This is a genomic window from Bordetella tumulicola, assembly GCF_965138755.1.
Lineage (GTDB): Bacteria > Pseudomonadota > Gammaproteobacteria > Burkholderiales > Burkholderiaceae_B > Bordetella_A > Bordetella_A tumulicola.
In genome coordinates this window covers 216,926-234,485 of the sequence record NZ_CBCSFP010000007.1, presented here as the reverse complement: position 1 = coordinate 234,485, position 17,560 = coordinate 216,926, and the positions used below count along the sequence as shown (strand labels likewise).

General features: G+C 62.0%; 15 protein-coding genes and 2 riboswitches. Of the genes, 14 read left to right on the top strand and 1 reads right to left on the bottom strand.

All coding sequences use genetic code 11. The features are described from left to right. The first annotated feature begins 32 nt into the window (after positions 1-32). The 13 genes from ACNAZS_RS18240 (at position 33) to gcvP (ending at position 15,363) form a co-directional block, all read left to right on the top strand. A complete protein-coding gene (locus ACNAZS_RS18240) occupies positions 33-509 on the top strand; it encodes a MaoC/PaaZ C-terminal domain-containing protein (protein WP_415791892.1) in 477 nt (158 codons plus the stop codon). Further along, positions 506-2,665 (top strand): acetate--CoA ligase family protein, encoded by a 2,160-nt coding sequence (locus ACNAZS_RS18235; protein ID WP_415791890.1) that lies wholly within the window; start codon positions 506-508, stop codon positions 2,663-2,665. Before ACNAZS_RS18240 ends, ACNAZS_RS18235 begins: the two co-directional genes overlap by 4 nt. Next, positions 2,662-3,429, top strand: coding sequence for a citryl-CoA lyase (locus ACNAZS_RS18230; protein ID WP_415791888.1), 768 nt, complete (start codon positions 2,662-2,664; stop codon positions 3,427-3,429). The genes ACNAZS_RS18235 and ACNAZS_RS18230 overlap by 4 nt, the downstream gene beginning before the upstream one ends. Further along, positions 3,426-4,601 (top strand): acyl-CoA dehydrogenase family protein, encoded by a 1,176-nt coding sequence (locus tag ACNAZS_RS18225; protein WP_415791886.1) that lies wholly within the window; start codon positions 3,426-3,428, stop codon positions 4,599-4,601. The genes ACNAZS_RS18230 and ACNAZS_RS18225 overlap by 4 nt, the downstream gene beginning before the upstream one ends. Before the next feature lie 61 nt (positions 4,602-4,662). After that, positions 4,663-5,400 (top strand): IclR family transcriptional regulator, encoded by a 738-nt coding sequence (locus tag ACNAZS_RS18220; protein WP_415791884.1) that lies wholly within the window; start codon positions 4,663-4,665, stop codon positions 5,398-5,400. A gap of 26 nt (positions 5,401-5,426) precedes the next feature. Then, positions 5,427-6,557 carry a CaiB/BaiF CoA transferase family protein gene (locus ACNAZS_RS18215; RefSeq protein WP_415791882.1) on the top strand — a complete coding sequence of 377 codons (1,131 nt, stop codon included), beginning with the start codon at positions 5,427-5,429 and terminating at the stop codon, positions 6,555-6,557. Positions 6,558-6,592: 35 nt separating this feature from the next. Then, a complete protein-coding gene (locus ACNAZS_RS18210) occupies positions 6,593-7,429 on the top strand; it encodes an enoyl-CoA hydratase/isomerase family protein (RefSeq protein WP_415791880.1) in 837 nt (278 codons plus the stop codon). A 133-nt stretch (positions 7,430-7,562) separates the two neighbouring features. Continuing rightward, complete coding sequence (locus tag ACNAZS_RS18205) at positions 7,563-8,774, top strand: BaiN/RdsA family NAD(P)/FAD-dependent oxidoreductase (protein WP_415791878.1); 1,212 nt, start codon at positions 7,563-7,565, stop codon at positions 8,772-8,774. 128 nt (positions 8,775-8,902) lie between these two features. After that, entirely contained in the window at positions 8,903-9,517 is a 615-nt protein-coding gene (locus ACNAZS_RS18200) for a superoxide dismutase (RefSeq protein WP_415791876.1), read from the top strand. A gap of 36 nt (positions 9,518-9,553) precedes the next feature. After that, entirely contained in the window at positions 9,554-10,447 is an 894-nt protein-coding gene (locus ACNAZS_RS18195) for a ZIP family metal transporter (RefSeq protein WP_415791874.1), read from the top strand. A 102-nt stretch (positions 10,448-10,549) separates the two neighbouring features. Continuing rightward, positions 10,550-10,651, top strand: a riboswitch (glycine riboswitch). A gap of 36 nt (positions 10,652-10,687) precedes the next feature. After that, positions 10,688-10,801, top strand: a riboswitch (glycine riboswitch). 82 nt (positions 10,802-10,883) lie between these two features. Continuing rightward, positions 10,884-11,984: a glycine cleavage system aminomethyltransferase GcvT gene (gene gcvT / locus ACNAZS_RS18190; RefSeq protein WP_415791872.1), complete on the top strand. Its 1,101-nt coding sequence runs from the start codon at positions 10,884-10,886 to the stop codon at positions 11,982-11,984. Between the two features lie 62 nt (positions 11,985-12,046). Continuing rightward, positions 12,047-12,424: a glycine cleavage system protein GcvH gene (gene gcvH, locus ACNAZS_RS18185; RefSeq protein WP_415791870.1), complete on the top strand. Its 378-nt coding sequence runs from the start codon at positions 12,047-12,049 to the stop codon at positions 12,422-12,424. A gap of 65 nt (positions 12,425-12,489) precedes the next feature. After that, positions 12,490-15,363 (top strand): aminomethyl-transferring glycine dehydrogenase, encoded by a 2,874-nt coding sequence (gcvP, locus tag ACNAZS_RS18180; protein ID WP_415791868.1) that lies wholly within the window; start codon positions 12,490-12,492, stop codon positions 15,361-15,363. 163 nt (positions 15,364-15,526) lie between these two features. Here gcvP and ACNAZS_RS18175 read toward each other — a convergent pair whose 3' ends face one another. After that, a complete protein-coding gene (locus ACNAZS_RS18175; RefSeq protein WP_415791866.1) occupies positions 15,527-16,474 on the bottom strand; it encodes an AraC family transcriptional regulator in 948 nt (315 codons plus the stop codon). A gap of 204 nt (positions 16,475-16,678) precedes the next feature. Between ACNAZS_RS18175 and ACNAZS_RS18170 the strand changes: the two genes are divergently transcribed. Further along, positions 16,679-17,536, top strand: coding sequence for an SDR family oxidoreductase (locus tag ACNAZS_RS18170; RefSeq protein WP_415791864.1), 858 nt, complete (start codon positions 16,679-16,681; stop codon positions 17,534-17,536). Positions 17,537-17,560: the final 24 nt, after the last annotated feature.

Genomic DNA, 17,560 nt, shown 5'->3' with positions numbered 1-17,560 from the left:
CGATACACGTCAAATACAGGAGACTACGCACCATGAGTTCCCCCTCAAACCCGGCTGTGCTGGTGGCATTGCCCGACGTGGGCTATACGTTCGAATCTGCCGGCCGTACGATTTCCGAGGCCGACATTGTTCAGTTCGCCTGCCTGTCAGGCGATTTCAACCGTCTGCACGTGGATGCCGAATACGCGAAGTCCACGCGCTATGGACAGCGCATCGCCCATGGCTTGCTGGTGCTGTCGGTGCTTTCCGGCCTGACTACCCAGACTGTGGCCTATCGAGGGCTGGAGCCCCATGTGCTGGCCCTTATCGACCTGAATTGCCGCTTTCCCAAACCCACTTTCATCGGCGATACGGTGCATGCGCGCGTCACTGTGGCCGAGCGCGTGGCCGACATCAAGCCAGGACGCGTCAAGATCGTGTTCAGACGCGAAGCTGTGAACCAGCGCGGCGAGGTGGTGGTGCAGGCTGACTTCACCATGCTGATGCGCGAGCCCGGAGTTGCCGCATGAAGCCCTTTGCCGATCTTTCCCGCTTCATCTATCCGGTCAACGTGGCCGTGGTGGGAGCCTCTGCGCGCCCATCTAGCCAGGGCGGCCGCCTGTACGAAAATCTGGTGCGCCATTCGCGCATACGCGGCAAAGTGTATGCCGTCAATCCAGCGTACTGCGAGATCGGCGATGCGCCATGCTGGCCGTCGATACGCGAATTGCCCGACGGGGATATCGACGTCGCGCTGGTTATCGTCAATGCCGCGCGTGTGCTCGATACCTTGCGCCAGTGCGCCGAACGCAAGATTCCCTATGCCATCGTTATGTCTTCGGGATTTTCCGAGGCGGGTGATGCGGGCCGCGCCTTGGAGAACGAAATCGCGCAACTGTGCCGGGATACCGGCCTGCATGTATACGGGCCCAATTGCCCGGGCTTCGTCAACGTGCGCGATCGCATCGGCATGACGTTCTCGCCGGCCTTCAGGCATGACTTGAATGCCGGCTGCATCGGGCTGGCAACGCAGGGCGGCGGACTCGGACGCAACTTGCTGCAAGGCTTGAGTCATGGTCAGGGAGTCGGGCTGTGGTTTTCCGCTGGCAATGAAGTTGACCTGGAAATTCCGGATTTCATCGCCTGCATGGCGCGAGATCCACAGATCAAGGTAATCGGGCTGCTGATGGAGGGCGTCAAGGACGGCCGCCGACTGACCGCTGCGCTGGATCTGGCGCGCGAATGCGGCAAGCCGGTGGTGGTACTGAAGATCGGCCATTCCGAAGCGGGCGTGCGCGCGGCGCAGTCGCATACCGCATCGATCGCTGGTAGCGCCGCTATCAATAGCGCCGTATTCCGGCAATTCGGCGCGATCGAGGTCGACGACTTGGACCAGTTGCTGGCCGTGACCCGGCTGCTTGCGATGGGCGCGCCCAAAGCGGGCAGCGGCCTGTGCATCTATACTTTTTCGGGCGGCACGGCGGCTTTGGCAACCGATATCGCGGGCATGGCGAATTTGCCTATGGCGGCATTTTCGGACCAGACCCATGCCACGCTGAAATCGCTGTTACCCGACTTTGCCAATATTGCCAATCCGGTCGACACGACCGCCGACATTTTACGCGACCAGGATGCCGCCAATGATTGCCTGCGCGTCATCTGCAACGATCCGCACGTGGGCGCGGTGCTGTTTCCCATTCCCATGGACTACGGCGATGTCACCGACGGCATTGCGCAATCCATCATCGACGTGTCGCGCGCGACGGCCACGCCCATTGTCCCGGTGTGGATGAGCCGCCGCATGGGCGGCGGCTTCCAATTGCTGGAGCAGCATGGCCTGCAGCCTTTTATGTCGGTCTCGACCGCCATCGCCGCACTGTCGCGCATTTGGCCGTCGGCGGGCATGCAGCCGAGCTCAGCCCCTACCAGCGAGGACGCCGAGCATGGGTCCAGCGCCTCGGAGGGCCCGGATCCGGCCAGGCAGCAACTGAGCGAAGCGCAATCCAAGGCGCTGCTGAAACAGGCCGGGTTTCCCTTGCCGCTCAGCGAGGTGGCCATCAGCGCCCCGCAGGCCGCCCGTGCCGCGGCCCGCATTGGCTTTCCGGTTGTGATGAAGGTCGTCAGCTCCGACATTGTCCACAAGACTGAAAGCGGCGGCGTGCACTTGGGTATCGATTCCGAGGCCGCCGCCGCTGCGGCATTCGACAGCATATGCGCTGCGGTGGCGCAGGCCGCGCCGGCCGCGCGCATCGAAGGCGTGCTGGTGGAGGCCATGCTGCCCGCCGGCGGCCGCGAGGTGCTAGTGGGTGTGCACCGCGATGCCGCTTTCGGCCTGGTGCTGACGTTCGGGCTGGGCGGCATTTTCGTGGAAACCCTGCGCGATGTAGCACACCGGATGATTCCGCTGCAACGGCAGGATGCCCGCAATTTGTTGCATGAAATACGCCACACCGCAATTCTGGAAGGAGTGCGGGGCCAGCCGCCGGGCGACTTGGCTGCGCTGGAAGATCTGATCTTGCAGGTGTCCGCATTCGCCGAACGTCATGCCGATACGCTGCTCGAACTGGAATTTAACCCCGTATGGCTGGGTCCGGTCGGCCAGGGCGCTATCGCGCTGGACGCGCTGATCGTCACCTCGGGTCACCAGGAAGCTCGTGCCATCCTGGAAACGGACGCAAACCCATGACCATACGCACCAACATCGGGTACGCCACTACCCAAGACATTTTCGTACGGGGCAAGAACCTCTCGACCGACATCATCCCGAATGCCGATTTTGTCGATATGGCTTGTCTGTGTATTCTGGGACGGTATCCCGAGCCACGATTCAAGCGCATGATGAACGTCATTCTGGTGACTTCATGCGATCACGGCTTTACGCCCATTTCGATGGCTGGCCGCCTGACCTTCCTGGGCGCGCCCGAATCGCTACAGGGCGCGGTGGCCGCGGGCCTGCTGGGCGCGGGCGACCGATACCTGGGGGTTACCCAGAACGTGGCGCAGATGCTGTCCGACGAAACCCAGGGGCTGTCCGACGATAGCCCGGACGGCGACTTCCGGGCGCGCGCGCACGATCTGCTAAATCGCTACGCGGCCCAGAAGAAGCGCATCGCCGGGTTGGGCCATCCGATCCATGTCGATGGCGACCCGCGCGTCGAGGCTCTGCGCATGGTCTCGCGCGACAACGGCTACTATGGCAGGCACTGGAAGCTGTTGGATGCCGTCGTCGCCGTCAACCAGGCGTCTTTGGGTAAATTCCTGCCGATCAACGGTGCCGGTGCAATGGGCGCGATGGCCGCCGAGATGGGGCTCGATCCCAAGGCCGCGCGCGGCCTGGCACTGGTGGGACGCACGGCCGGTTTGATCGCGCACATTATCGAAGAGGCCAGTTCGCCCGTGGCACCCGAGATGTGGAAGGTGGTGCTGGACGCCGAGCAGGCCAACCTATGAGCGCTGCGCAGGAGGCCCCGATGAATTTCTTGCTGTCGTCCGAACAGATTGAACTGCAGGATGCTCTGCGCCGCTATCTGCATGCCGAAGTCGCGCCTGTCGTCGACGCGCATGAGGCCGAGTCCCGCATGGTGCCGAAGCACATCGTCCGCGCCATGCGCGACTTCGGGCTGCTGGGTGGCCTGTTGCCCGAGGCCAGCGGCGGATTCGCGCTGCCCATGACCACCTACGGCATGCTGATCGCCGAGGTCGCCCGCGTGTGGCCGTCGTTGCGTAGTATCGTCAGCACCAGCAACCTGGCCGCGTCCGTGCTTGCCGATGGTGGATCGTCAGCACTGAAAGATAAGTATCTTCCCCGCATCCTCAGCGGCGAAGCCATCGCCAGTTTTGCCTTGAGCGAGCCCAATATCGGCTCTGACGCCGCCAATATCGAGACACGCGCAACCGTCACCGGGCAGGGCTGGAAAGTCAGCGGCCGCAAGCTCTACATCAGCTTGGGGCCGGTCTGCGAACTGGGCGTGGTGTTCGTGCGTACCGGCGAAGCCGGCAAACGGCAAGTGTCGTGCCTGCTATTCGAGCGCGACATGCCGGGCTTCTCGTCCAGCCCGATCCCGAAGATGGGAATGCACAGTTGCCCCCTGGGTGAGCTGCTGTTCGACGAGGTGGATATACCGCGTGGCAACCTTATCGGCCAGGAAGGTGCCGGGTTCTCGCTGGCCAAGAAGTACCTGAACGTCGGGCGCTGCGTGGTGGCATTCTCGGCGCTGGGCATTGCCCAGGCTGCGTGCGACGCCGCGGTGCGGTATGCCGGCGAGCGGGTCCAGTTCGGCAAGCCCATCGCTAGCTTCCAACTGGTGCAGCATATGATTGCAGATATGCTGACGCTGGTGGAAACCTCACGGCTGATCTGCTATCGGGCCGCCGCCGCCCTCGATCAGGATGCTGCGGACAGCCAGCTGTTGTGCTCGATGGCCAAGCGTTACGCTACCGATGCGGTCCTGCGCGTGGCCGAGCAGTCGATGCAGGTGCACGGGGGGGCGGGCTACACGGCCTTGTTCCCAGTCGAGCGTTATTATCGCGACGCACGGCACCTGAGCATTGCAGAAGGAACCAATCAGATCCAATCGCTGCTGATCGCACAGGGGGTACTAGGCGTCTCGGCCTTGAAATAGCCGGTGGCAGCTTGGGCGTGCCGCTATCCAAACCGAATTTTACTGCCAACTATCCATTTCTATGCCTCAGATTCTTCCGACCGCGCAACGTGTGCTTCAAGTGTTCGAAGTCTACGCCAGAGAGCGCCGGCCATTGAGCAATTCGGAGATGGCCCGCCTACTCGGGCTGGCGGACAGCAGCTGTTCCGACCTGCTGTATACGCTGCGGCAGGCCGGCTACCTGCTGCGGGCGCCCAAGACCCGGTTCTTTCATCCGACAGCGCGGCTGCTCGATGTGGCCAAGGGCATTGCGGCGGCCGATCCGATGCAGATATTCGCCGCCGAAGCGCTCGAGATACTGAGCCGGCTATCGGGCGAATCGTCGATGTGTGCGCACCTGGACGGCAATCGCGTACAGATATTCGCCTGCCAGGAAAGCCCTCGCGCGTTGCGATACGTGCTCAAGCCAGGCACCATGGTCGACATCCACACATCGGCCTTGGGCAAGGCCTTGCTGGGCACTGTTGACGACAAGGTGCGCGAAGCCCTGATCGACAGCTTGGTCCTGACGCCTACCACCAGCAAGAGCATCGTCGACAAGGGCGTGCTGCGCGCGCAAATACTCGAGGCACGCGATAAGAAATATTCCTATACCAAAGACGAAGGCAACGAAGGCGTATTCGCCATCGGCATTGCCGGCTATGTCGGCGGCCAATTGACTGCGATGTCGCTGGTCGGGCCGACGTCGCGCATGGAACAGAATTTCGATGCCAACGTCGAGATTCTGCTCAAGGCGCGCGCCGAATTCTTCGATTTGTAATGACCGTCGCTCACACTGGGGAAAATATGCCGGGACCATTGAACGGACTGCGGGTGCTGGAGCTGGCGGGAATCGGGCCGGGTCCGTTCTGCGCCATGATGCTGGCCGACCTGGGCGCGGAAGTGATCCGCGTCGATCGCAAGACTGCCGGATTCCTTGGCGGCGGCGGCACCATCGTCGATCGGGGGCGTCGCTCGATTGCGTTGGATATCAAGCAGCCAGGCGCCACCGGCATCGTGCTGGATTTGGCCGATTCGGCCGATGCTCTGATCGAAGGGTTCCGTCCCGGCGTCATGGAAAAACTGGGCCTAGGCCCGGATGTCTGCCTGCGGCGCAATCCGCGGCTGGTCTACGGTCGCATGACGGGATGGGGGCAGACTGGGCCGCTGGCCCATGCGGCCGGACACGACCTGAACTACATCGCCGTGACGGGGGCGCTGCATGCCATGGGTCACGCCGATCGGCCGCCCTCACCACCCCTGCATTTATTGGGCGATATCGGCGGGGGAGGAATGATGCTGGCGCTGGGCATTGTGTCGGCCGTGCTCGAAGCGCGCCAAAGCGGCAAAGGCCAGGTCGTCGACGCCGCGATCTGTGATGGCGTTTCCACGCTGGCCACGGCTTATCACGGCATGCTGGCCAATGGGAAATGGGGTCTTGGCCGGCAGGCCAACATGCTTGACGGCGGCGCGCCGTTCTATGGCTGCTATGTCTGCGCCGACGGTAAATTCATTTCCATAGGCGCGATCGAGCCGCAGTTTTATGCCTTGCTGCTGGAGCTGTGCGAAATCCGCGATCCTGATTTCCAGGCGCAATGGGGTCGCGAGCAATGGCCGGCCTTGCGAGCCAAGCTGGAAAAGCTGTTTGCCGCAAAGACGCGCGATCAATGGTGCGACCTGCTCGAGGGCACCGACGCTTGCTTTGCACCCGTGCTTGACTTCGAAGAGGCCCGTGCCCACCCGCACTACCAAGCCAGGAACGGTTTTGTGGAAACCAGCGGCATTACCCATCCTGCCCCTGCACCACGCTTCAGCCGCACTCCGGGTGAGCCGGGGCCCATTTTCCCGGCCGGTCATCACACTGAGGTACTGCTGGCCGAATTGGGACGGTCCGCCGAAGACATCGACCGCCTCAGACAGTCGGGCACGATCGCCTGATGCGCAACATGCCGCTAGCGGCGCAAGGAGAAGACATGCAGGCAGCCAGCCAGTCCTACCAGGCGGTGCAGTATGCAGTGGCCGACAATGTGGCCACGCTGACGCTGAACCGGCCGGCCCAGCGCAATGCCCTGGACCAGGCTATGCGCGAAGAGCTGGGCGACATCGTGGCCGCCATCCGGCGCGACCGCGAGATCAAGGTACTGGTCCTGCAGGGTGCGGGCGGCGCCTTCTGTGCGGGTGGAGACATCCGTACCATGACCTCGGATACGGCCGCCGATGGGGCGCGCGACCGGATGCTGAACCTGCAAGTCGTGATTGCCGATCTGCTCAATCTGGATCGGCCGGTCATTGCAGTGGTGGACGGCCCGGCGTATGGCGCGGGAGTGGGCCTGGCCCTGACGGCCGACCTAGTCCTGGCCTCGCCGCGCGCCCGATTCTGCCTATCGTTCCTGAAGCTGGGCGCCGTGCCCGATTGCGGCGTTTTCTATACGCTGCCGCGTATCGTGGGTTTGCAGCGCGCTAAAGAACTGGCCTTCTCGACCCGCGAATTCGGCGCGCAGGAAGCCCGCGACATGGGTATCGTGTTCGAGATCCATCCCGAATCCCAGGTTCACGAACGGGCCCAGGCCCTGGCCGCTAGCATCAGCCAGCTTCCCCTGGCGGCCTTGAGCCTGACCAAACGCCTGTTCAATACATCGCTGAATAGCGACCTGAATACGATGTTGGACCTGGAGGCCGCTGGCCAAGGCATCGCGCGCTCGACCGAATACCACCGCGCCGCCGCGGCACGATTCATGCAGAAACAGCCGCCGCTCTATCAATGGCCGGCGTTCACGCCCGATGCCTTGCCCGGCCCATCGGCAGGCTGACGGGGCCCACGCAAGGCGGCGATCTGGTCAAATAGAGGGCTATGCCTTTTCCTTCATTCCGTTCCTCCCTGCTGGCGGGTCATCAGCCTGCCACCCTTGATGCCGCGCTCGCACGGCAAAGCCCGCCCGTTTCATGACCGCGCCCTACGACGTAGCCGTTATCGGCGCCGGTGCGGCCGGCATGATGTGTGCCGCCGTGGCCGGCCAGCGCGGCCTGCGGGTCGTGCTGATCGATCATGCCGAGCGCTTGGCCGAAAAAATCCGCATCTCGGGTGGGGGGCGCTGCAACTTCACCAATCTCGGCGCGGGGCCGGCCAATTTTTTGTCGGATAATCCGCATTTTTGCCGCTCTGCGCTGGCGGGTTATACGCCGCAAGATTTTTTGGCATTGCTGCGCGAGCATCGCATTGCGTGGCACGAAAAGCACCGTGGGCAATTGTTTTGCGATGACAGCAGCGAGTCCATCATCGACATGCTGCGCGCCGAATGCCAGTCCGGCAAAGTGCAGTGGCGCATGCCGTGTCGCGTGACGGAGATCAGTCGATCCGAGGCGGGTTATCAGTTGCGCACCAACCAGGGCGACATCCGTGCGGAAAAACTGGTGGTGGCGACCGGTGGCATGGCGATTCCGCAGTTGGGGGCAACCGACTTTGGTTTGAAAGTCGCGCGGCAATTTGGACTAAAGGTGATCGAGCCTCGTCCGGCACTCGTGCCTTTGACATTCGATCCGGTGCAGTGGCAGCCGTTTGCCGAGTTGTCGGGCGTGGCGCTGGAGGTGTCCCTCGCGACGGGGGCCGGGCGTGCACGTGGCGAGTTTCTGGAAGACCTGTTGTTTACGCATCGAGGGCTGTCCGGGCCGGCGATTTTGCAGATCTCCAGTTTTTGGCGACCCGGCGACGAGATCGTGATTGATTTGGCGGCCGGACGCGACTTGGCGGCCGAGTTGATCGCCGCCAAGCCGGGTAATCGGCAGCAATTGCATACCGTGTTGGGCGGGCTATGGCCCCGGCGCTTGGCCGATCAATGGCTTCGTGCCGCAGGACAAACGGGACAGGGCGACCTGGCGGAACTGCGACTGGCGGACGCGCCCGATAAAGCCTTGCGTACGTTGGCCGATGGGATACACCGATGGCGCCTCGTGCCGAGCGGCACTGCGGGTTACAAAAAGGCCGAGGTGATGCGAGGCGGTGTGGACACGCGGGGCCTGGATCAGAAATCCATGCAGGCACGGACCGTGCCGGGCTTGTACTTCATTGGCGAAGCGGTCGACGTGACGGGCTGGTTGGGCGGCTATAACTTCCAGTGGGCCTGGGCTTCAGGCGCCGCCTGCGGCCGAGCGCTGTAAGACGGCAGGATAGACGCTCTGGTGGCCTCGTTGTTTTATTAAATAAAAATGACTATCATTTAAGTTATCTTTATTGATATTACAAATCCCGCCGGAGACACCACCGGGGGCTGAACTGGAGATTCGCAATGCCTTATACCTTGCCTGATCTGCCTTACGCTTACGACGCCCTGGAGCCGCACATCGATGCGCAGACCATGGAAATCCATTACACCAAGCATCACCAGACCTACATCAATAACCTGAACGCAGCCTTGGAGGGCGCGAGCCTGTCGTCGGAAGAGCCCGTTGATACCCTGGTGGCGCGGCTCGACGGTTTACCCGAGGCGGTACAGGGCGCTGTGCGCAATCACGGCGGTGGCCATGCCAACCACAGTTTGTTCTGGACCGTGATGTCTCCCAAGGGCGGCGGCCAGCCGCAGGGGCGTGTCGCCGCTGCGATTGACGCTGATCTGGGGGGCGTGGACGCGTTTCGTGACGCCTTTACGAAAGCGGCATTGACGCGCTTTGGCAGTGGCTGGGCCTGGCTCAGTGTGACGCCGCAAGGCAAGCTGGTGGTGGAAAGCACCGCCAACCAGGATAGTCCCCTGATGCTGGGCAACACGCCCATCCTGGGACTCGATGTCTGGGAACACGCGTATTATCTGAAGTATCAGAACCGTCGTCCGGAATATATCGGCGCGTTTTTCAACGTGATCGATTGGGCCGAAGTGACCCGTCGTTACGAGGCCGCATTGGCCTGACCCCCGGGCGCGCCGTATTTTCCACGCAGGAGTGTGATGAACACTTTCAGCCGTTACCGCCAACGTCCGGCCTTGATCAGCATCGGCATCTTGAGTCTGGCTGTGCTGGTGGCATGCCTGGGCGCGCATTCCTTGTGGGCGTACCTTGTGCCCCGCGCGCCCCATGTGGCCAACGCCCTGGCAGGTGGCTTGCTGGCCGCGGGCGCGACTGCGCTGGGTACGGTACCCGTGATGTTTTCGCAAACGCTGTCCGAAAAGGTGCAGGACGCGATGCTGGGGTTTGGCGCGGGCGTCATGTTGGCGGCCTGCGCCTTTTCCCTGGTGGTGCCGGGTCTGGATTCGGCGGGTAACCTGGGTTATGGGCCGTGGCAGGCCGGGGCGATGGTCGGCGGGGCGATTCTGTTGGGCGGCGTGGTGTTGTTGTTGATAGACCGCCTCTTGCCCCATGAGCACTTTATCAAGGGCAAAGAGGGTATCGAGGTGCGCCGCTTGCGTCGGACCTGGCTGTTCGTATTTGCGATTGCGTTACATAACCTGCCCGAAGGGTTGGCGATAGGCGTTGGTTATGTGGGCAGTGGCCCGGAACGCGGTACCGCACTGGCGACCGGGATCGCGATTCAGGATGTACCTGAAGGGCTCGTGGTTGCCTTGGCGTTGTTGTCGGTCGGATACCGGCGGACATTTGCCGTGGCATTAGGCATGCTGTCGGGACTGGTCGAGCCTCTGGGCGCGGTGCTGGGCGCTGTGGTGGTCGGCGGGACGGCCGCGTTGCTGCCCTGGGGCCTGGGTTTTGCGGCCGGCGCGATGCTGTTTGTCATCAGCCATGAAATGATCCCCGAATCTCATCGCAAGGGGCACGAGGTCTATGCGACCTGCGGGCTGATGATCGGATTTGTACTGATGATGGTGCTGGATACGGCACTGGGCTAGGCCGCGCTGCGCTGACGCACCCGCGGCAGCGGGCGTGCGGATTTGATGCCCCGAATTGGCTTTGCGACGCCGGAATTTCGATGTATGCTTCACCTCGCTGTCATGTAAGTCGCGGGAGAGAGCGGCCCATTATTTGGTATGGGGCCGTCGCCGAAGGCGCAATTCGCCCGGAATCGCTCAGGTAACCCATACCGCGACACGTCAGTTGCCAGTCTGGCCGTGGGCCAGGGCGCGGCACTGAAACAGCACTCTGGAGAGACCTGGCGCCACGTAACCCGTGCGCCGCCCAGGCGCCGAAGGTGCAAACCCGCGCTACGCGGGGCAACTCTCAGGCAAAAGGACAGAGGGGCGGAAAATCCAGCTGGCTTCTGGCGCTTTCCGCTTTCAGACCGGCATTCCGTAACCCTTGGCGATGCCGCCGCTCTGGAGCCACTCCATGTCATCCTCTCTTCAACGTACTCCTTTGGCCGACACCCATGTCGCCGCAGGCGCCCGCATGGTCGATTTCGGTGGCTGGGAGATGCCGCTGGCCTATGGGTCGCAACTGGAAGAGCATCATGCGGTGCGACGCGACGCGGGCATGTTTGATGTGTCGCATATGTTGAACGTCGATGTGTCTGGCCCACAGGCGATGGATTTTCTGCAACGCCTGGTGGCTAATGACGTGGCCAAACTGGCGGTGCCAGGCAAGGCGCTCTATTCCTGCATGCTGAATCCGCAGGGCGGCATCATTGACGATTTGATCATCTATTTCTTTTCGATCGACCAATGGCGCGTGGTGGTCAATGCCGGTACGGCCGATAAAGACGTCGCCTGGATGCGTCGCGTGGCCGCCGCCGGGCAGTTCGAGGTGACGATCACGCCGCGGCGCGATCTGGCCATGGTCGCGGTACAGGGCCCGAATGCCCGTGCCAAGGTCTGGGCCGCGCGCCCCGCCTGGCAGGCCGCTACCGAGCCGCTGACGCCGTTCGTGGCGGCGCAGGTGGATGACGACACCTTGGTCGCGCGCACCGGTTATACCGGCGAGGACGGGTTCGAGATCGTGGTGCCCGCTAGCCAGGTGGTGACTTTGTGGAACGATTTGGCCGCTCAAGGCGTGCGCCCCTGCGGACTGGGGGCACGCGACACCCTGCGCCTGGAAGCCGGCATGAATCTGTACGGCCAGGATATGGACGAATTGACGCAACCCAATCAGGCCGGTTTGTCGTGGACGGTATCGTTGAAATCGCCTGAACGTCGTTTTGTCGGGTGCGACGCCCTGGAGCAACTTGCAACACCCTGCAGTTTTGTGGGGCTCAAGCTGCAAGAGCGTGGCGTGATGCGTGCCCACATGGCGGTGCGTACGCCGCAGGGCACGGGCGAGCTCACCAGCGGCACGATGTCGCCGACGCTGGGCGTTTCGATTGGTTTTGCCCGGGTGCCGCTAGGCGTGGAGCCCGGCCAGACGGTCGACGTCGAGATCCGCGGCAAGTGGGTCCCGGCGCTGGTATGTAAATTACCGTTCGTTCGTCACGGTAAAGCCGTCGAACACTCGTAAACTGCCGCCATGCGCCGGCAGGGGTGTCGGCGCATGGCGCGTAACCCCTTATAGGAGCTTTCATGAGCCTGCCTACTGATCGTAAATACACCGAGTCCCATGAATGGGTTCAAGCCGAAGGCGACGTGTTTGTCGTCGGCATTACCGACAATGCCCAGGAGCAATTGGGCGATCTCGTTTTCGTTGGCGATGTCAACGTAGGCGCCAAGCTCACGGCGGGTCAGACTGCTGGCGTGGTCGAGTCGGTCAAGGCCGCGTCCGATATCTACGCTCCGGTGTCGGGCGAGATCGTGGCCTTTAACGAAGAACTGGAAAACACGCCCAATTTGATCAACGAATCAGCCTTTACCGCCTGGATCTTCAAGATCAAGCCGGATAACGCTGCCGATGTTGAAAAATTGTTGGACGCTGCTGGCTACGAAGCCATCGCCAATAGCTAAATCCGGCTGACACCGCGTGGATGTGTCATGTCCACGCGGCTATTTCTTTGCCTCCCGAGACCCACATGTCGCGCGCCCTAGATACCCACTCCGATTTCATTCCCCGCCATATTGGCCCCTCGTCAGGCGACCAGGAAAAAATGCTTGCAGCCGTTGGCTGCGATAGCCTGGATGCCTTGCTCCAAGAGGTTGTGCCCCCCGCGATTCGCAGCCGGGCGCCGTTGGCGCTGCCCGCGTCGCGCAGCGAACCTGACGTGTTGGCCGAACTGAAGGCCATGGCCGGTCGCAATCAGGTCTATCGCAATTACATTGGCCAAGGGTATTACGGCACGCATACGCCGAATGTCGTGTTGCGCAATGTGCTGGAAAACCCCGCGTGGTACACCGCCTATACGCCCTATCAACCCGAGATATCGCAAGGCCGCCTCGAGGCATTGTTGAACTATCAAACGATGGTGGCGGATCTGACGGGCCTGGACATTTCCAATGCGTCGTTGCTGGATGAGAGCACGGCAGCGGCCGAGGCCATGACGCTGGCGCGTCGCGGCTCAAAATCGGCCAGCCCGGTGTTTTTTGTGTCGGTGCACTGCCACCCGCAAACCCTTGAGGTTGTTCGTACCCGGGCCGAAGGCTTGGGGATCGAGATCGTCGTGGGCGATGAGGCAGACGGATTGCCGGCGTGCTTTGGTGTGCTGTTGCAGTATCCGCACAGCCTGGGATCGGTTGCCGATTACCGCGCACTCACCGAGGCCGCGCATGCGCAAGGCACGGTGGTCGCTTGCGCGACGGATTTGCTGGCGCTGGCATTGTTGACGCCGCCGGGCGAGTGGGGGGCCGATATTGCCGTCGGATCATCCCAGCGTTTTGGCGTGCCCTTTGGTTTCGGTGGCCCGCATGCGGGTTTTATGGCTTGCAAAGACGCGTACAAACGCAATATGCCGGGTCGTCTGGTCGGTGTCTCGAAAGACGCGCAGGGCAATCCGGCGTTGCGGCTGGCCTTGCAAACCCGCGAACAACATATTCGCCGCGAGAAGGCAACGTCGAATATTTGCACGGCTCAGGTGCTGCTGGCCGTGATGGCCGGCTTGTATGCCGTGTGGCACGGTCCCGAAGGCATTCGTCGCATTGCGAATCGTGTACAGCGTTATACGGCCATTTTGCGCACCGCACTGGGCCAGTTGGGGATCAAGGTCGTCAACGACACGTTCTTTGACACGCTGTTGTTGGAAACGGGCGCGGCCACGCCGGCCCTGGTCGTCGCGGCAGAGTGCTCGCACATTAACCTGCGGCGTGTCGATGGCGCGCGCCTGGCGATTTCGCTGGACGAAACGGTGACAGCCGCCGACTTGCAGGCATTGGTGAATGTCTTTGCTGCTGGTCTCGAAAAAGACGACGTGGTGCTGGATATCGAGGCGCAGGATGCCACGGCAGCAGGCGGCATCCCGAGCGCGCTGCAGCGCGAGGGCGCGATTTTGTCGCATCCGGTGTTCTCGAGCATTCAATCGGAAACCGACATGCTGCGTTATCTGCGCAAGCTGTGCGACAAGGATCTGGCGTTGGATCGCAGCATGATCCCGCTGGGTTCGTGCACGATGAAGTTGAACGCGACAGCCGAGATGATTCCTATCACCTGGCCCGAGTTTGCCCTCATGCATCCGTATGCGCCCGTCGATCAAACGAAAGGCTATCGCGAACTCGTGCAGCGCCTGTCCGATGCGTTGTGCGAAATCACGGGCTATGACGATATCAGCCTGCAACCCAACTCGGGCGCGCAGGGAGAATACGCCGGGCTATTGGCTATACGGGGTTATCACCGGGCCAATGGTCAATCGCAGCGCGATGTCTGCCTGATTCCTGCGTCCGCACACGGCACCAACCCGGCGTCGGCCCAGTTGGCGGGCATGAGCGTGGTGGTGGTCGCGTCTGATGCCAACGGTAACGTCGATCTCGTTGATCTGCGCGCCAAGCTCGAGCAGGTGGGTGACCGCCTGGCCGCGCTGATGATCACGTATCCGTCGACCCATGGTGTATTCGAAGAGTCCATTACGCAGATTTGCGAGTTGGTGCATCAGGCCGGCGGTCAGGTATATCTGGATGGTGCCAATATGAACGCCATGGTGGGCGTGGCCCAGCCTGGAAAGTTCGGCTCCGATGTGTCACATCTGAATTTGCACAAAACGTTCTGCATTCCGCATGGCGGCGGCGGCCCCGGCGTTGGGCCGGTAGCGGTGCGTTCGCACCTGGCGCCGTATCTGCCGGGCGTGCTCAACGCGCAGGGCAAGCTGAACGGTGAGGCGAGCGTTGGACCGGTGTCGGCGGCGCCGTTTGGCTCGGCCAGCATCTTGCCGATTTCGTTTGCCTATATCGCTTTGATGGGCGCCGACGGCTTGCGTAGCGCGACGGAAATGGCCATTCTGAATGCGAACTATCTCGCTGCCCGTTTGCGCGATCATTACCCCGTGCTGTACGCCGGTCGCAACGGTCGTGTCGCGCACGAATGCATTTTGGACGTACGTCCGCTGAAAGACACCAGTGGTATCAGCGCCGAGGATATCGCCAAGCGTTTGATGGACTATGGCTTTCATGCACCGACTATGAGCTTTCCGGTAGCGGGGACGCTGATGGTCGAGCCGACAGAGTCCGAAGGCCTGTTGGAGCTGGATCGCTTTGTCGACGCGATGATCGCCATCCGCGAAGAAATCGCGCAGATCGAACGTGGCGAGCGTGATCGTGACGACAACGTGCTGAAGAACGCACCGCACACGGCGCAGATGCTGCTGGCAGAGGAGTGGCTGCATGACTACCCGCGTCAGCAGGCGGCGTACCCGGTCGAGTCCTTGCGCGAGGCGAAGTATTGGCCGCCCGTGGCTCGTGTGGATAATGCCTATGGTGACCGCAACCTCGTGTGCGCGTGTTTGCCTATCGAGGCCTATGCCTGACGCTTTGTTGGTCTGATCTGAACGCATCGCGTTAGATCAATGTAAAAAAAGCTCGCCGAAATAAAACTCGGCGGGCTTTTTTTGCTGTCGGGCCGTCCATGATGTTGCTGGGCATTGACTGCCGAGTAATCTTGCGTGCTGCCCTTTACCTGAGGCCCCTGTATCAATGCGTCACGGCCACTGCTTCGAGTTGCGCGGGTGCCATGAGCGCGAAGGCCGAACGCATTTCTCGCGCCTCTTCCCCTGGGCTGCGGCCAAAGAGCCGCTTGAATTCGCGGTTGAACTGCGACGCGCTCTCATAGCCGACACGCACGGCTGCCCCCGCAGCGGTGAGATCATCGCGGATCATCAACAACCGCGCCTGATGTAACCGCACTGACTTGATGTACTGGATCGGCGAAGTGGCGGCTACCGCCTTGAAATGCGCATGGAAAGCGGGGATGCTCAGTCCTGCTTCGCCTGCCAGCGAAGCGACGTTCAGCGACTGGGCATAGTCGCTGTGGATGCGCCGCAAGGCGCGAGCGATCCGGCCGAAATTGCCATGGCTGGCCAGCGCGGCCCTGATGGCCCCGCCTTGCGCGCCCATCAACACGCGAAAGCACACTTCCCGCACGATGGACGGCCCCAATACTCTGGCTTCGATTGGTGAGCGCAATGCCCTGAGCAGGCGCACTGTCGCATCGGCCAGCGCAGTGTCCAGTGGCGTAGAAACGATGCCCACGGGCGCGGTGGCTGATGTGTTGTTGCGATGATCCACCTCAATGACGAGGTCGGCCACCGCGGTCATGTCCAGCTTTACGGAAACCGCCAGGAGCGGTTCTTCAGGGGTGGCTTCGGTCTCGGTAGAGAACGGCAGCGGTACCGACAGTACGAGGTAGTGTTGGGGGTCGTAGTGGTACACCTGATCCGCTAGGTAGCCGCGTTTGTGGCCCTGGCAAACGATCACGATGCTTGGCTCATATAGCACCGGCGTGCGCCCCAGCGAGCGGTCGGCACGCATCAGGCGCACGCCGTCAAGTAGAGACCGCGTATGGCCCTCTTGAGGGGCAAGCTGTTGGATCAGCGCGGCCATTTCGGTCTGCCTTGACGTGTCTTGCTCGACGGCGCTCATGGTGGGAGTCATTTAAAAAATAGGAAGTATCCATATCGTCGCATAAATTTTGATCCAGAACGAATATATAAAATAGGAATAGGCAATGATCCAAGAGCCTTGCAGCTAGTCCGATCCGCTCGGCATGCTTACGATTTCACCTTGTTCATTCATCCCCTGCACCGTCGTATTCGGGCGTCATGGGACAACAAGGAGTATCAATACATGCCACAGCAAACACAGAGCTCAAAGGTCTGGTTCATCACCGGTGGCGCACGCGGCATCGGCCTGTCCCTGGCTCGTCAGGCGCTGGCCAACGGCGACGGCGTGATCGCCACCTCACGTACCCTGAGCAGCTTGCGCCAAGCGCTTGGCGAGGACCGTGCACGCCTGCTGGCACTGGAAGTCGACCTGGGAAGCGAGGCGAGTGTGCAGGCCGCCATCGAGAAAACCATCGCCACCTTTGGCCGTATCGACTGTGTGGTGAACAATGCCGGCTACGGCCAGCAGGGCACGATCGAGGCGCTCACCGATGCCGAACTGCGCCGCAATTTCGAGGTCAATGTGTTCGCGCCGCTGCGCGTGCTACGCCATGCCTTGCCGCATCTGCGCCAGCAGCGAAGCGGGCATCTCTTCAACGTAGCCTCTATCGTCGGCTTTCAAGGCAGCTATGCCGGTTGGGGTAGCTATGTCGGCAGCAAATTCGCCTTGGCGGGGCTGACCGAAACGCTGGCTGCCGAAGTAGCCGAACTGGGCATCAAGGCGACCGTGGTTTACCCCGGGCCGGTGCGCACGGGCTTTCTGTCCAAGGACAGCTTGGTCGTGGCCGAGCGTTCGATCGCCGATTACACCGAGGCTCAGGCCTCGCTGGACCTGCACCTTGATGGACTGGATGGGCAGCAGGCGGGCGATCCCGAGAAACTGGCGACCCTGATTCTGCAGGCAGCCAGCGTCGCCGAACCGCCCGTCCATCTGTTTGCCGGCAAAATCGCCAATACGCTGGCCGAGCAGAAGATGCAGACCGTGCGCCAGGATCTGGATGCTTGGCGCGGTGCGTCGGATGCCACCGATTTCACCGATTGATCGCCATCCTGTGCGGCAGGAAAC

Excerpts from the sequence above, each read along its gene's own strand:
- gcvT (WP_415791872.1), top strand. The coding sequence starts at position 10,884 with ATGTCATCCTCTCTTCAACGTACTCCTTTGGCCGACACCCATGTCGCC.
- ACNAZS_RS18195 (WP_415791874.1), top strand. The coding sequence starts at position 9,554 with ATGAACACTTTCAGCCGTTACCGCCAACGTCCGGCCTTGATCAGCATC.
- ACNAZS_RS18210 (WP_415791880.1), top strand. The coding sequence starts at position 6,593 with ATGCAGGCAGCCAGCCAGTCCTACCAGGCGGTGCAGTATGCAGTGGCC.
- gcvH (WP_415791870.1), top strand. The coding sequence starts at position 12,047 with ATGAGCCTGCCTACTGATCGTAAATACACCGAGTCCCATGAATGGGTT.
- ACNAZS_RS18175 (WP_415791866.1), bottom strand. The coding sequence starts at position 16,474 with ATGAGCGCCGTCGAGCAAGACACGTCAAGGCAGACCGAAATGGCCGCG.
- gcvP (WP_415791868.1), top strand. The coding sequence starts at position 12,490 with ATGTCGCGCGCCCTAGATACCCACTCCGATTTCATTCCCCGCCATATT.
- ACNAZS_RS18230 (WP_415791888.1), top strand. The coding sequence starts at position 2,662 with ATGACCATACGCACCAACATCGGGTACGCCACTACCCAAGACATTTTC.
- ACNAZS_RS18225 (WP_415791886.1), top strand. The coding sequence starts at position 3,426 with ATGAGCGCTGCGCAGGAGGCCCCGATGAATTTCTTGCTGTCGTCCGAA.
- ACNAZS_RS18200 (WP_415791876.1), top strand. The coding sequence starts at position 8,903 with ATGCCTTATACCTTGCCTGATCTGCCTTACGCTTACGACGCCCTGGAG.
- ACNAZS_RS18235 (WP_415791890.1), top strand. The coding sequence starts at position 506 with ATGAAGCCCTTTGCCGATCTTTCCCGCTTCATCTATCCGGTCAACGTG.
- ACNAZS_RS18215 (WP_415791882.1), top strand. The coding sequence starts at position 5,427 with ATGCCGGGACCATTGAACGGACTGCGGGTGCTGGAGCTGGCGGGAATC.
- ACNAZS_RS18240 (WP_415791892.1), top strand. The coding sequence starts at position 33 with ATGAGTTCCCCCTCAAACCCGGCTGTGCTGGTGGCATTGCCCGACGTG.
- ACNAZS_RS18170 (WP_415791864.1), top strand. The coding sequence starts at position 16,679 with ATGCCACAGCAAACACAGAGCTCAAAGGTCTGGTTCATCACCGGTGGC.
- ACNAZS_RS18220 (WP_415791884.1), top strand. The coding sequence starts at position 4,663 with ATGCCTCAGATTCTTCCGACCGCGCAACGTGTGCTTCAAGTGTTCGAA.
- ACNAZS_RS18205 (WP_415791878.1), top strand. The coding sequence starts at position 7,563 with ATGACCGCGCCCTACGACGTAGCCGTTATCGGCGCCGGTGCGGCCGGC.